General features: G+C 67.0%; 12 protein-coding genes. 6 read left to right on the forward strand and 6 right to left on the reverse strand.

The window, feature by feature from the left end; translation table 11 throughout:
- Positions 1 to 7: 7 nt before the first annotated feature.
- The 4 genes from asd (at position 8) to QW881_RS08205 (ending at position 3974) form a co-directional block, all read left to right on the forward strand.
- Positions 8 to 883: an archaetidylserine decarboxylase gene (gene asd, locus QW881_RS08190; RefSeq protein WP_315755352.1), complete on the forward strand. Its 876-nt coding sequence runs from the start codon at positions 8 to 10 to the stop codon at positions 881 to 883.
- Between the two features lie 115 nt (positions 884 to 998).
- Positions 999 to 1994, forward strand: coding sequence for an NUDIX hydrolase (locus QW881_RS08195; protein ID WP_315755353.1), 996 nt, complete (start codon positions 999 to 1001; stop codon positions 1992 to 1994).
- A 30-nt stretch (positions 1995 to 2024) separates the two neighbouring features.
- Positions 2025 to 2903: a DMT family transporter gene (locus tag QW881_RS08200; protein ID WP_315755497.1), complete on the forward strand. Its 879-nt coding sequence runs from the start codon at positions 2025 to 2027 to the stop codon at positions 2901 to 2903.
- Positions 2904 to 3077: 174 nt separating this feature from the next.
- Positions 3078 to 3974: a DUF3313 domain-containing protein gene (locus QW881_RS08205; protein WP_315755354.1), complete on the forward strand. Its 897-nt coding sequence runs from the start codon at positions 3078 to 3080 to the stop codon at positions 3972 to 3974.
- A gap of 116 nt (positions 3975 to 4090) precedes the next feature.
- Here QW881_RS08205 and QW881_RS08210 read toward each other — a convergent pair whose 3' ends face one another.
- The 4 genes from QW881_RS08210 to QW881_RS08225 form a co-directional block, all read right to left on the reverse strand.
- Positions 4091 to 5365 (reverse strand): DUF2130 domain-containing protein, encoded by a 1275-nt coding sequence (locus QW881_RS08210; RefSeq protein WP_315755355.1) that lies wholly within the window; start codon positions 5363 to 5365, stop codon positions 4091 to 4093.
- Positions 5366 to 5475: 110 nt separating this feature from the next.
- Positions 5476 to 8553, reverse strand: a complete 3078-nt coding sequence (locus QW881_RS08215; protein ID WP_315755356.1) for an efflux RND transporter permease subunit — start codon at positions 8551 to 8553, stop codon at positions 5476 to 5478.
- Complete coding sequence (locus QW881_RS08220; protein WP_315755358.1) at positions 8550 to 9626, reverse strand: efflux RND transporter periplasmic adaptor subunit; 1077 nt, start codon at positions 9624 to 9626, stop codon at positions 8550 to 8552. Before QW881_RS08220 ends, QW881_RS08215 begins: the two co-directional genes overlap by 4 nt.
- Positions 9623 to 10744 carry an efflux RND transporter periplasmic adaptor subunit gene (locus QW881_RS08225; RefSeq protein ID WP_315755359.1) on the reverse strand — a complete coding sequence of 374 codons (1122 nt, stop codon included), beginning with the start codon at positions 10742 to 10744 and terminating at the stop codon, positions 9623 to 9625. Before QW881_RS08225 ends, QW881_RS08220 begins: the two co-directional genes overlap by 4 nt.
- 317 nt (positions 10745 to 11061) lie before the next feature.
- On the opposite strand from QW881_RS08225, the gene QW881_RS08230 reads away from it, so the two are divergent.
- On the forward strand, positions 11062 to 11700 hold the full coding sequence (locus QW881_RS08230) for a TetR/AcrR family transcriptional regulator (protein WP_315755360.1): 639 nt from the start codon (positions 11062 to 11064) through the stop codon (positions 11698 to 11700).
- Between the two features lie 310 nt (positions 11701 to 12010).
- Here the strand turns inward: QW881_RS08230 and QW881_RS08235 are convergent, their stop codons facing one another.
- Positions 12011 to 12310: a hypothetical protein gene (locus QW881_RS08235; RefSeq protein ID WP_315755361.1), complete on the reverse strand. Its 300-nt coding sequence runs from the start codon at positions 12308 to 12310 to the stop codon at positions 12011 to 12013.
- Between the two features lie 521 nt (positions 12311 to 12831).
- Positions 12832 to 14016, reverse strand: a complete 1185-nt coding sequence (locus QW881_RS08240; RefSeq protein ID WP_315755362.1) for a urate hydroxylase PuuD — start codon at positions 14014 to 14016, stop codon at positions 12832 to 12834.
- A 200-nt stretch (positions 14017 to 14216) separates the two neighbouring features.
- Between QW881_RS08240 and QW881_RS08245 the strand changes: the two genes are divergently transcribed.
- Positions 14217 to 14528, forward strand: a complete 312-nt coding sequence (locus tag QW881_RS08245) for a hypothetical protein (protein WP_315755363.1) — start codon at positions 14217 to 14219, stop codon at positions 14526 to 14528.
- The last annotated feature ends 24 nt before the right edge of the window (positions 14529 to 14552 follow it).

Consider the following 14552-nt stretch of genomic DNA (forward strand, 5'->3'; position numbering starts at 1 on the left):
CAGATTCATGACAGTCAAAAGCCTGATCGCCTCCGTTACCCAACAGGAAGACCTCAATTTCCTGCTCACCAACCGCGTGCCGCGCGCCGCGCTGACCCGCTTCATGGGCTGGTTCTCCAAGATCGAGACTCCGCTCGTCCGGGACGCCTCGATCGCGCTGTGGAAGCTGTTCTCCGACCTCGATCTCTCGGAAGCCAAGGAGAGCCACTTCAAGAGCCTGCACGCCTGCTTCACGCGCGAGCTGAAGCCCGGCCTGCGGCCGTTCGATCCCGATTCCGCGATCGTCACCAGCCCGTCGGACGGCATCATCGGTGCTCACGGCCTGATCCGCGACGGCGAGCTCTACCAGATCAAGGGCGCGCCTTATTCGCTGCGCGAACTCGTCGCCGATCCCGCCGTGGTCGAGACCCATCGCAACGGCTGCTTCGTCACCTTGCGTCTCACCTCGAGCATGTATCACCGCTTCCACGCGCCGGCCGACATGACGATCGAGCATGTCAGCCTGATCCATGGCGACGTCTGGAACGTCAATCCGATCGCGCTGAAGCGGGTCGAGCGGCTGTTCTGCAAGAACGAGCGCGCGGTGATCCGCACCCATCTCGCTTCCGGCGAGCCGTTCACGATCGTGCCGGTCGCCGCGATCCTGGTCGCGAGCATCCGCCTGCATGCGCTCGACCGTGTATTGAACGCGCAGACCGAGCGGCCGCTCGCCTACACCTGTAACAACAATGTGCGCAAGGGCGACGAGCTCGGCTGGTTCGAGCATGGCTCGACCATCATCCTGCTCGCGCCCGGCGACTTCACGTTCTGCCCCAATGTGACGGAAGGCGCCCGCATCCGGGCCGGACAGCCACTGTGGCGCAGGCGCGTCGCCGCCGGATGAATGTCAGGTCCGCGCTCGCGGAATCTCGATTTCGTCGTTGCGCAGTCCTATATCGGAGCGTTCAACTGGCGAATCGGACCGCGGGAGTTGCGGTCGTTGCGGCTCGGGAGAGGCGATGGCGAGAGCGCCGATCATGGCGGCGGGTGGCATCGTGCTGCGGCGGGAACAGCCGCCGCGCATCGCAGTCGTGCGCCTGCGCAAGCGCGACGAATGGGTGCTGCCCAAGGGCAAGCTCGACGACGGCGAGACGCCGCGCGACGCCGCCAAGCGCGAGGTGCTGGAGGAAACCGGCCACAAGGTCACCGTGCACGAGTTCCTCGGCACGTTGGTCGTCGACACCGGCACGCGCTCCAAGGTCGTGCATTACTGGCGCATGGAAGCGGCCGATGAGCCGTCGCAGCCGCTGATGGACGACGTCCGTGCCGTCGACTGGCTGCTGCTCGATGCCGCGGTCGCGCGGCTGTCGCGCGATCATGAAAGGACGTTCCTGGAGATGGTCGGGCCCTACGCGCTGGCCGGACTGATCCGCAAGACCAGGGCGAAGCCGGCGCCGGAGGTGGCCAGAACGGTGGAAAAGACCCCGGCGGCAGCTGAAAAGATCGTGGCGGAGAAGGCCGCCGTCGCCGAAAAGTCTGTCGTGGCGAAGAAGCGCCGCAGCCGCGTCAGCGAGCCGCCGGCGCCGCCTGCAGAGATCGCCGTCGTCACCGCAGCCGAGCACGACGCGCCCGCGCCGGAGATCGCACCAACGCCGGCAGCGGCGGCCACAGCAGCGGCGCCGGAGGCTCGGCCGGACCGATCGGAGACGAAGGCGCTGTCCGAGGTCGGCGTGACGATCGCGCCGCAGCCCGCCGAGGCGGAGCGCGTGCCCGAGGATGTCGAGCGGGTGGAAGCTGTCGTGGCCGCGATCAAATCGCTCGTTCCGGACCGTCCGGCGACGCGTGGCGGCGCTGCCGGCGCCGTGCCGACACGAGAGACGGGCAGCTCCGAGCCGCAGCCTTCCGCTGCGGATCGCGAAGCTGCCGATGATCCGGTCGGCAACGGGACATCGGCGGGAGAGCCGCGCCTCACCTTGGCCCAGAAGATGCGCGCCTGGCTTGGCCGTGCCGCGTGAGGTGTTCGGCCGACCGGCGTGCCGCCGATGATGCTTCACGATCTGGCCGCGCTGGCGGCCGCTTTCAGCATCGCCGTCAGCAACATCATCGCGCCGTCGGCCGTCCGCCAACTCGGTCCCGTCAGGTTCAACGCGATCCGCCTTGCGGCGGCGCTCTTGAGCATGCTGGCCTTGGTGACGCTGCGAGGCCACTGGGCCGCGCCGTCCGGTGATCAGCTGCTGATGCTGGCAGCATCGAGCCTGCTCGGCGTCGTCGTCGCGGATTCCTGTTTCTATGCGGCGCTGGCCCGGCTGGGGCCGCGCCTGACCGCCGTCGTCTACGCCAGCTGGGCCGCATTCGCGGCCGTGCTCGGCTATCTCCTGCTCGGTGAGACGCTGTCCACGATCAAGATGACGGGCGTGGGGTGTATCGTGAGCGGCGTGTGGGTCGCGATCGTCTTTCGACAGCCTGTCGCGGTCGCTCAGGAAGCGCACGGCTCGGTCGGAGCAGGTTTGTTGTTCGGTCTGGCGGCCGCGCTGTTCGCGGCGGCCGCTGTCCTGATGGCGCGTCCCGTGATGGCCGCGGGTCTGGATCCGGCATTGGCCACGTCAATTCGGGCCGCGATCGGATTGGCTGCTTTGGTCGCCTTGTCCGTCATGCCGCGTTTCCGCAGCTCGTTCGCAGTGGATCGATCGGTCGTCATGCGGTCCGCGCTGAGCGGTGTGCTCGGGATGGGCGTCGGCATGACACTCGTCTTGTTTGCGCTGACCAGCCGGCCCGTCGGGATCGTCTCCAGCCTGTCGTCGACGACCCCTGTCATGATCCTGCCGCTGCTGTGGTGGAGCACCGGGCTCAGGCCCGCGCCGGCCGCCTGGCTGGGCGCCGTCCTGGCGGTGTCGGGCGTCGTCGCCATCACCAGCGGATTTTGAGTCCGCCGGCGCAGGTGGCGGACCGCGGACGCGCTTGCCGCACTCTCTCCTTGGTTGGTGGCGTTGCGTAACATCTCTCCATGCTTCCGCCCCACGCTGTCCGGATTTTCCTAGGAGAAACATGGCGCCGCTCGCGAGGGGCGCGCAGATTGGTCGGCGTGAGGCGGTCCGGGCATGGTCGAAATCGACATCGCGGCTTTCATGAGATCGTGCGCTCCAGTCGCCACCACCCGCCTGGCGATGCTGTGCGCGGCCCTCGGCCTGTCGGGCTGCGCCACCGCGCCGATGACGCAGAGCGGCGCGCTCGCGTCCTATCAGTCGCTGGCGGAATCGAACGGCGTGCTCGCCAAGTCGCTGCTCAACGTCGACAAGGACAATGTGCTCGCGGCGCAGACCGTGCGTATCACGCCGACATCTTTCTCGGGCCAGGCCGGCGCGGTGCTGACGGACCAGGAGCGGCAGCTCGTTGCCAATGCCGTCGACCGCGCGCTGTGTCTCAACCTGAGCGAACGTTTCACGGTCGTGGCGCCCAATCAAAGGGCCGATCTGACGACGCGCACCTTCATCACCCAGGCGACGCCGACCGATCCGGTTGCTGCCGGGGCCTCCAAGGTCGTGTCGGCCGTGCCGGGCGCGCTCGGCGTTCCCGTTCCGGTGCCGCGGCTGCCGATCGGGCTCGGCAGTCTCACGATCGAGGCTGAAGCGCTCGACCGCAAGGGCCGGCAGCAGGCCGCAATGGTGTGGGCGCGCGGCGCCAATTCGTTCACCAACTCGCCGGTGCTGTCGCAGGCCGGCGATGCCTATGATCTCGCGGGCTCGTTCAGCGCCGATTTCGGCCAGATGCTGGTGACCGGCGAGAGCCCGTTCGGCAAGGTGCCGAAGCTGCCGTCGATCGAACGGATCGGCGCGGCGCTCGGCGGCAAGCCGAAGAATGCGGCGTGTGAGGCGTTCGGCAGGGATCCTGGAGTCATCGGCATGGTCGCCAACCGCCTGGGCGCCCCGCCGGAATGGGTCGACAAGGGTGCTGTGCCAAGGGACGCACAGGCGAGCACGCAGATGGCGAAGCAGTAGCGGCCATCTGTATCCGCATGCCATGGGAATGCGAGACGCGGCCGGACGCGGCCGCGTAGGAAAGCATAAGCGAGGTGCGGTGCTGGCACACCTCGGATCGGTGCGGCCGGCGCGCGCTACTCCGCCGCCTCGCTCTTGCCCTCGATCAGCAGCACGTCGAGGCTCTCGATCTCCTGCATCGCGCGGCCGGCAATGCCTTGCAGGTCGCCATACAGTCCCGCCGTCGAATCCAGCACGCCGCGCAGTTGCTCCTCGCGCTTGGCCCACAGCCGCATCATCGTCTTGCGCTCACGGTCGAGGTCCGACTGCATCTCGGTGAAGCGCTCGACGATGGCGTCGATGCGGTGGCGGAAGCGGGGGCCCGTGAGATAGGCGTAGACCATCTCCATCTTGGTCTGCTGGCCCTCCTGGGCGAGCTTGCTGCAGCCGACGTCGATCAGCGACTGCCGCAGTGCCAGCGACAAGGGCAGCGCGAAGCGCGGCTCGGCGACCCAGACGCCGTCGATCAGGTCGAAGCCGTCGACGCCCTTGGGCAGCGCGCTCGAGACGATCAGCGCGATGTCGGCCTTGGCCGCGCGCTGGTCGTCGCGCAGCTTCACCAGCCAGCCATCGCTCCAGTTCTTGGTGCGCTTGGACTCCCACAGGATCGCACCGCAGACCTGGCCGCTGGGGGCCACGACTCGATGGATCACGTCGCCGCCGAACTCTCCCTTCGGCACCGGCTCGACCAGGTCGCGGGGAAAGCGCGCGCGCAACTGCAATTCCAGCTCGATCTCGAGCGCCTCGCCCTGCAGCTGCTGCGAGCCCTGCTCGGCCTTGCGGCGGAGCTCCTCGATCTGGCGCTGCATGCCGGCGATCTGGGTTTCCTTCTCGGCGACCTTGGCCTTCAATCCTTCCTCGGCCTCGAGCCGGGCCTTGTCGCGCACGGCAACAAGGCTCTCCTGCACCTTGGTCTCGATGGTGAGATCGAGCTCGCGGCGGGCCTCGTCGAGTTCGCGCTGCTTGCGCATCATCTCGGCCTGCGCCTTCTGGGCATCGGCGAGCTTGGCGTCCTTGCTGAGGATGGTCTCGTGCAACTCGGCGAGCTGGCGATCGCGATTGCCCATCTCATCCGCGACGGCCTGGCGCGCCTTCTCGGCTTCGGCTTGCGCGATCGCAGCGCGCTCGGCCTTCAGCTTGGCGGCGACCTGCTGATCGATCGCGGCCTTGGCCTGGGCGATCTGCTCCTGCGCCGCCTTGAGCTGCGCCTCGCGGCGGCCGAAATCGGCTTCCTTCGCCTGGAGCTGCTTCTCGAACTGCCGGCGCGTCTCCGCGATCAAGGGCGCTGCGAGCTGCTCGGTCAGCTTGATCTCGGTGCGGCAGGAGGGGCAGACGATCTGAGGATCGGTCATGATTCGCATCCTTCCATGAAGGCCGAATCTAACCGGCCGCCGCGTGGCGTTTAACCCACGCGGACGGCTTATCCCATGCAATTATCTGCGATTCCCCGCCATTCGGCGTCTTACGCGCCGTGCGGCGTGGCCTCCGGAGCCGCGGTGTTCTCCGGCGCCTTGATGCGGAACCAGGCGACGTAGAGCGCCGGCAGGAACAGCAAGGTCAGCACTGTGCCGACGATGATGCCGCCCATCATCGCATAGGCCATCGGGCCCCAGAACACCTCGCGCGCGATCGGGATCAGCGCCAGCGAGGCGGCCGCCGCCGTCAGCATGATCGGCCGCATGCGGTGCTCGGTCGCTTCCAGGACAGCCTCCCAGGGCGGCCGGCCCTCGTCGCGCAGATGCTCGATCTGCACGATCAGGATCACCGAGTTGCGGATCAGGATGCCGATCAGCGCCAGCACGCCGAGGATGGCGACGAAGCCGAGCGGCGCGCCGCTCGGCAGCAGCGCCGCGACCACGCCGATCAAGGCGAGCGGCGCCACCGCGAACACCAGGAACAGGCGCTGGAAGCTCTGCAGTTGCAGCATCAGGATCGTGGCCATCGTGAACAGCATGATCGGGACGACCGCGATGATCGGCGCCTGGCTCTTGGCGCTCTCCTCGACGCTGCCGCCAGTGACGACCTTGTAGCCGGCCGGAAGCTTGGCGTCGAAGGCCGTGATCGCCGGCTTGAGCTGATCGACGACTGTGTTGGGTTGCACCTGATCGATCACGCTGGCCTTCAGGGTCAGCGTCGGCTGCCGCGAGCGGCGCCAGATCTCCGGCTGCTCGATCTGGTAGCGCAGGGTCGCCAGCGCCGCGAGCGGGATCGACTGGCCGTTCGATCCGGACAGCTGCAGATCGCGCAGCGTCTCCAGCGACTGTCGTTCCTTGGCCTGGGCGCGGCCGCGAACGTCGATCAGATAGATGTCGTCGCGCACCTGGGTGATCGAGGTGCCGTCGAGCACGCCGTTCAGCGCGTTGGCGATGTCCTCCGAGGTGACGCCGAGCTGGCGCGCCTTGTCCTGCAGCACGTCGACCTTCACGACGCGCGCCGGCTCCATCCAGTCGAAGATGACGGCCCCGAGATGGCCGTTGCCGCGCAGGACGCCGGCCAATTCCTGCGCGATCTCGCGCACCTTGGCCACATCGGGCCCGCTGACGCGATACTGCACCGGGCGGCCGACCGGCGGGCCGATGTCGAGCAGATGCACATAGGCGTCGGTGCCGGGGAACGTCTTGGTCAGATAGGCCTGCAGCTTGGCGCGGGCACGGTCGCGCGCCTCGAGGCTCTTGGTGACGATGATGATCTGGCCGAACGACACGTCGGCCGGCTGCACGTCGAACGACAGCACGAAGCGCTGCGCGCCGGTGCCGACATAGGTCGACCAATGGTCGATGTCGGGATCGCCCTTCAGCGCCTCCTGCTCGAACTGCGCCATCTGCGCATTGGTCTCGGCGATCGAGGAGTTCTGCGGCAGGTTGAAGTCGATGACGAGCTCATTGCGGTCGGAGGAGGGGAAGAACTGCTGCTGCACGAAGCGCATGCCGAACACGGAGAGGCCGAAGATCAGCACCGTGGCGATGATCGTGGTCCAGCGGTGCCGCATGCAGGCATTGAGCATGGCGCGGAAGATCCGCGTCAGCCGGCCGCCTTCGGCATGATGACTCGGCAAGGTCGCGGGCAGAATGGCGACGCCGAGCAGCGGCGTGAACAGCACGGCGACGATCCACGACACGACCAGCGACACCGCGATCACGACGAACAGCGTGAAGGTGAACTCGCCGGCGGCGCTGTTGTTGAGGCCGATCGGAATGAAGCCGGCGACCGTGACCAGCGTTCCCGTCAGCATCGGGAACGCGGTCGAGGTGTAGACATAGGTCGCTGCCTTGCGCAGGCTGTCGCCCACTTCGAGCCGCGCCACCATCATTTCGACCGCGATCATGGCGTCGTCGACCAGGAGGCCGAGCGCGATGATCAGCGCGCCCAGCGAGATGCGCTGCAGGGATATGCCCGTGTAGTTCATGAACAGGAAGGTGATCGCGAGCACCAGCGGGATCGAGATCGCGACGACGAGGCCCGCGCGCACGCCGAGGCTGACGAAGCTGATCGCCAGCACGATGATGACGGCTTCGTACAGTGCCTTGGTGAAGCCGCCGACGGCTTCCTCGACGATCTTGGGCTGGTCCGAGACGAGATGCACGCCGACGCCGACCGGCAGGTCGGCCACGACCTTCGCCATCTCCTCCTTCAGCGCCTCGCCGAAGTCGAGCAGGTTGGCGCCCGCCTTCATGCCGATGGCAAGCCCGATCGCCGGCTGGCCGTTGAACCGGAACAGCGACGTCGGCGGGTCCTCATAGCCGCGTGTGATGGTGGCGACGTCGGTGAGCGGAAAGAAGCGGTCGTTGATGCGCAGGTTGATCGCCTTGAGGCTCTCCTCGGAAGTGAACTGGCCGGAGACGCGCACGGCGACGCGCTCGGGGCCGGCCTGCAGCACGCCGGACGGCGACACCGCGTTCTGCGCCTGCAGCGCGGTCAGGATGGTGCGCTGGTCGATGCCGAGCGCGGCCACCTTGCGCGGCGAGAATTCGAGATAGATCACCTCGTTCTGCGCGCCGACGATGTCGACGCGGCCGACATTGGGCACGGTCAGCACCTTGGCGCGGACCTCTTCGACGCGGTCACGGAGCTGGCGCTGGCTCAGCCCGTCGCTGGTGAAGGCGTAGATGTTGCCGAACACGTCGCCGAAGCGGTCGTTGAATCCCGGCCCGATCACACCGGACGGAAAGTCGCCCTTGATGTCGTTGATCAGGTTGCGCACCTGCAGCCAGGTCGGAACGACATCACGCGCCTTGGTCGTGTCGCGCAGGTTGACGAACACGGTGGTCTGGCCGGGCACGGTCAGGCTCTTGGTATAGTCGAGCGCCGGCAGCTCCTCGAGCTTCTTCTCGATGCGGTCGGTGACCTGGCGTGTCATCTCCTCGGCGGAGGCGCCGGGCCACTTGGCCTGGATCAGCATCGTCTTGATGGTGAATGACGGATCCTCCTCACGGCCGAGATGCAGGTAGGAGTAGAGACCCGCGGCCATGAACGCGATCATGAAATACCAGACGAGCGAGCGGTGCTCGAGCGCCCAGTCAGAGAGGTTGAAGGACTTCACGGCTGAGATTCCTGATCGATGCGGACGGACTGGCCATCCTTGAGACTGTGCACGCCGGCGGTGACGACGCGCTGTCCGGCGTCGAGGCCGCCGGTGACGCGGACGCTGCCGTCCTCGTTCCTGGCGATCGTGATTTCCTGTCGCTTGACGGTCTTGCTGGTCGCATCGATCAGCCAGACGAAGCTCTTGTCGTTCTGCTCCAGCACGGCCGAGCGCGGCAGCCGGATGACGGTCTTCTGCTCGGTGTCCAGCGTGGCGGTCACGGTGGTGCCGAGGCGCATGATCTCCGGCGGGCTGTCGAGCGTGATGCGGATGCGGCGCGTGCGCGTCGTGGCATCGGCGCGCGGCGCGATCTCGCGGACCTTGCCTGCCGCGCTGACGCCGGGATCGACCTGGAGCCGCACGGTGAACGGCGTGCCGGCCTGCAGGCCGCCGGCGATGTCGTCGCCGACGTCGATGACGGCTTCGCGGACGTCGGGCCGCGCGACGGTGACGACGCTCACGCCCGGCGAGACGACCTGTCCGACTTCCGCGCCGACCGCGGTGACGATGCCGGCGAAATCAGCCTTGAGCTGCGCGTAGCCGAGCTGCTCGCGCGCCTTGGCGAGGTTGGACTGCGCCTTGACGACGGAGGCCTGGGCGGCTGCACGCGACTGCTCCGCGCTCTCCAAGGTCGCCTTGGTGGTCGCGTCGGTTTCCAGCAAGGTGCGCTGCCGGCCTTCGGTCCCCGTTGCGTTGGTCAGTTGCGCCTGGCTGCGCGAGACGTCGGCGGCAGCCGCCCGCATCGCAAGCTCGAGCGCGGCGGGATCGATCGCCGCCACCACCTGGTCCTGCTTGACCATGTCGCCGACGAAAACGGGACGCGAGATCAGCCGTCCAAGGACTCGGAAGCTCAGATCAGACTTGTAGCGCGGCTCGATGGTGCCGGTGATGGCCGAGCCGTTGGCCGCCTGCGGCTCGATCTTCATCGACAGCACCGGCCGGACCGGCTCGGGAGCGGCGGCCTTTTCGTTGCAGCCGGCGAGCAGGGCGAGCGCGCCGAGCGGAAGAACACAACGCATCGGCGTCATCACGACCGCTTCTCCTCGTTGAATGTGATCTGTTGTCCGACGCTGAGCAGCTTGCCGCCATCGGTCACGACGCGATCGCCGGGCTTCAATCCGGCCGAGACGACGATCGCGCCGGTCTCGTAATCCTCGATCGTGATCGGCTTCAGCGACACGGACTTGTCGGCGGCATTGACCAGCCAGACCGCCGGCGTCTTGCCTGCGGCCGTCAGCGCGCTCCATGGCAGCACGATGCGCTGCTCCGGCTTGATGAAGCCGGTGGCGCTGACGGCGCTGCCGAGGGTCATCTCAGGTGGCGGAGTCTCGATCGCGATCTTGACGCGGACCGTGCCGGACTTCGGATCGATGGTCGGCGAGACCTCGCGCACCGTGCCCTTGGCGGTGACCGAGGGATCCGACAGCAGCGAAAGCGCCACCTTGCTGTCGTCGAACTTGAGCGACAGCGCGGCCTCGTAGACGTCGATCACGGCGTCGCGGGCGCCGTCATGGGCCAGCGTGAACACCGACTGCGCGGCTTGGGCAACCTGGCCGACCTCGATGTTGCGCGCGGTGATGGTGCCGTCGGCGTCGGCGCGCAGCTCGGTATAGGTCAGGGCGTCCTTCGCCGTGCCCAGCTGCGCCTTGGCGGACTCCAGCGAACCCTCCGCCGTGCGCAGCGTCTCCTGAGCCTGGTCGAAGGTCGCCCGTGTCGTGAAGCCGCTCGACAACAAGGTCTGCTGCCGGTTGAAGTTGGAGGTCGCGACCTTGACCTGCGACTCCGCAGCCGTCACGGCGGCCTCCGCGGAATCGAGATCGGCCTGCTGCTCGGCCGGGTCGATCTTGGCCAGCAACTGGCCGGCCTTGACGTGTGCGCCGACCTCGACCAGCCGCTCGGTGACGCGGCCACTGACCCGGAACGACAGGTCCGCGAGCACGCGCGCCTGGACGTCGCCGGTCAGCGTGATCGATTGCCGCCGCTCCGACAGCTTGACCACCTCGGTCCGCACCAGCCGGGATGGCGGCGCCGTTGCGGCCGTCTTCTGCTCGCAGCCGGCCAGCAGCAGGCCGACGGCAGCACAGCCGGCCACGGCCAGCAGGCGTGAGCCCGACGTCCGAAGGAAGGGGAATTCTGCGAATGGAGACATGGTCGTATCTTCGGCCCGGTTGGGTGGTGACGGTCGTCCCTGTCCCGCCGCGCATGCGCGCCGGATCAGAAGCGTCTGGTTGGTCGTAAGCAGCCCGCAGAATTCGCTCAGCCGCCCGCCGTTGCAAGGAAGCAGGTTCACGCGAGAGTTGAACACCATCCTCTTGACAGTGCGTGAATTAGACAATCAAATCTAGAATATATCGTCTAGTAACATTCTCGTGGCGGTTTCTAATTACCCCTATGCGGCTTGTCGAGCGCTCCTGTTGGGGACATCGGCATCGCTGCCGCCGCGATGAACGAAGGCATGACGCGAACGTGCGACGGAAAGCTGCGACCGACCTGAATGACCCCGCGCGCACGGCGGCTCGTGCGCCCCGCCAGGCGCGCGGCCGTGAGCGCCGCGAGCAGTTGCTCGACGCGGCGGCCGCCATCATCGCCGAGGCCGGGATCGGTGCCGTCGGCATGCACGCCGCAGCCCAGCGCGCCGGCGCGTCGATCGGCTCGGTCTATCACTTCTTCCGTGACAAGGAGCAGATGCTCGACGCGCTCGCCGAGCGTCACGATGCCGAGCTGCAGCCGGCGTTCGATCGCGTGCTGCAGCGAAGCGATGCGGAATGGGCAGCGATGTCGCCGCCGCAGGTCATCGAGCAGTTGATAGGCTGGGCGATTCGCTACTTCGTTCGCCATCCAGATGCGCTGGCGACGCTGGATCTGCACGATCAGACCATGCATGCCGAGTTCAGGGCCCTCATCGACCGCGTCATGCGTGCCAGGCTCGGCGACGAACTGGGCCAACAGGCGGCCACCACGCTCGATGCCGTCGTGCTCGGTACCCTGCTGTTCACGCGCGAGCAGGATCCGTGCAGTCGCGACGTCGTCGTCGCCGCGCTGCCGGAGATGATGGCAACCTATCTCACGGCGCTGGAGGCGAAGCGGAAGCGGCCGAAGGGGTGAGGTACAGACGCCGTATCGACGCGATCAGTGCGGCGACCTGAACGGCCACTCGCTCCTTTTCCGATGGATCGCCACCGAGCGCGGCGTCGCTGTGTCCTCGATCGGCTTGGCCGAGAGGATGATCTGGTCCTCGCCGTTCCAGCGGTCGAACTCGTAGCACCATTTGCCAGTCTCCGGTGTCCGATAATGCCAGTCCTTCAGCGCTCGATCGCGAGACGGATGATCGACGACCGCGAGGGTCGTTCGGTGCCGCCGACGATGCTGCAGATCAGACGGAACGACGAGGCCGGCGCGGCCCTATGCATCCCGCTCATCGCACGGGCCCCGCCGGCGATGGCGTGTCGACATGATCCATCGTCGTCATCGACAGCGGCTGTGGGCCCTCGACGAGAGCAGGGCGATCGCGACGATGGGCCAGCCGCTGCTCGCCGCTCCGATTGCGTCTGCTGGCGATCCCTTCGACCAGCCGGGCCACGACGCCGACCACGGCAAAACTCACGAGCAGCGAGATGCACAGCAGCCCCAGATAGAGCTTCAGCACCGAGCTTGCGAAGCAGGCAAGCGCGATGAGCGCGACAATGGCCAGCCGGCCTTTGACGGAGATCGACATGATGGAGCGTTTCGCTGATAGCTGATTGTGGGCGCCACTCTAGCGCCATGTTTTCTGCAGCCAAGCCGCGTCCCAATGGGTGGTAAATTTTGCCGCAAGGTCATGACGACAATCGGATGCGCTCCAACTCAATCGTCGTTGCTCGGATCTCAGCTCAACTGCGCGTTGTGAAAATCCGGTTGTCCCAGCGTCGGCTTCACGCATGCGTCGTGGGGAACCGAAGCGAGCATCTGCAAGCACGCCGTCGCGCAATGGACCGAGCCGACGGCTGCGTTGTCGGCGAATGCCGGAACGATGGGTCGAGTGCTTGTTGCGCGCCGAGAACATGCCCCGCGCCCGTGAGGGCGAACGATATACGCAACCCGGGCCGATCGCGCCGGGGGAGCGCCGTGGTACGTCTTCTCCTAGAGAACCGCGATGATTGAAAGTCGAACCGTTGCCAGGGCGCATGAGCTCGCGCGGGTGCGTGGGCTCGGCGAACGAGCTGTTTGACAGGTGAAGAGGACAGTGAAGGTGAGCGGCTATTGCGCGCCCGCCCACGCCGCGAGCACGGCGCGCTCCTCGCCGGTGATCTCGGTGACGTTGCCGGGCGGCATGGCGCTCGACCACGCGGCGTTGCGCGCGATCAGCCGTGCATTGCGCTGGATGTTGTCGGCGGTGTCGAGCCGCACGCCCTTGGGGGCTGCGACGATGCCGTCCCATACGGGCTCGGCGGCGTGGCACATGCTGCAGCGGGAGGTCACGATCTCCTCGACCTGGGCGAATGTTGGCGGCGCGCTCATCGCCGTCTTGGCGTCGCGAGGGCCCGCCGCGGACAACAGCAGGATGCCGATCATGCCCGCGGCCGCAACGCCCCACACCCACCATGGCGACGGATGACCCTTGTGACGCGCGTTGAAGAAGTGGCGGATCACCGGCCCGAGCGCGAGCACGATGGCGACGATCGCCCAATTGTATCGGGTGCCGAACAGCAGCGGATAGTGATTGCTGATCATCAGCACCACGACCGGCAGGGTCAGATAGTTGTTGTGGACCGATCGCTCCTTGCCGGTCTTGCCGAGCCTGGGGTCCGGGGCCTGACCTGCGATCAACGCGGCAACGATCTTCTTTTGGTTGGGGATGATCACCGCGAACACGTTGGCGACCATGATGGTGCCGATGATCGCGCCGATCTGGTTGAAGGCGCCGCGGCCGCTCAGCACGTGGGTGAAGGCGTAGGTGAGCGCGACGAGGAAGATGTAGCCGCCGATCGCGAACGGCAGCTCGTGCCTGGCAAGGCCGCTGCGGCAGGCGCCCTCGTACAGCAGCCACGCCAGCGCCAGCGAGCCGAAGCTGAACAGGCCGGCCTGAACGGGCGTGAGATCGAGGATCGACTTGTCGACCAGGAACAGGTCGGCGTTGAGATAATACACCACGATCATCAGCACGAAGCCGGACAGCCAGGTGGTGTAGGCCTCCCATTTGAACCAGGTCAGCTCGCTCGGCATCTGCGCCGGCGCCACCAGATATTTGACGATGTGGTAGAAGCCGCCGCCATGGACCTGCCAGGCCTCGCCCATCACGCCCGTCGGCAGGCCCTCACGCGGCTTCAGGCTGAGATCGAGCGCGATGAAGTAGAACGAGCTCCCGATCCACGCCACCGCCGCGACCACGTGCAGCCAGCGGAAGATCAGGCTCAGCCATTCCGATATGATCGAGGCCCACATCGTGCGCTCATCTCCTTTGTGCAGCACGCGCCGAAGGACGGCCGCCTGCGCCCCATCTGTTGCATCGATCCCGTGTGATTTCCAGCGCATCGCTTTGGCAGGCCGTGCACAGGAGACAGGCCTTCATGCGCGCTTGATCTGGTGGACTTCGACCGCGCGATTGCGTTCAATGCATCCGGTAACGACGCATGGCGGACGCGATGAAGAGACCGGTCCTGATCATTCTGGTGATGGCGCAGCCCGCCTTGGTGCAATCCGCCTTGGCGCAGACAGCGCCCGCGCCGAAGCCGGCAGCCGCCAGGCGCGCCGATGCCTGCGCGCCGATCGGGCGCACCGAGGACGGCAAGCTGGTCTATTCGATGAAGTGCGAGACCATTCCAAAGCCGGTCGCGCCTGCCGCGCCACAGGCGGCCGCGCAGCCGACGCAATCTGCTCCGGGAGCCGAGCCGGAGCCCGAGACCGAGCGAAGCGGCCTGTTCGGCTGGTCCTACGATCGCCGGTCGAAGCCCTAGCGCAGCCATCTCCCACCTCGGACG

It is taken from the genome of Bradyrhizobium sp. SZCCHNS3016 (assembly GCF_032484535.1).
GTDB lineage: Bacteria > Pseudomonadota > Alphaproteobacteria > Rhizobiales > Xanthobacteraceae > Bradyrhizobium.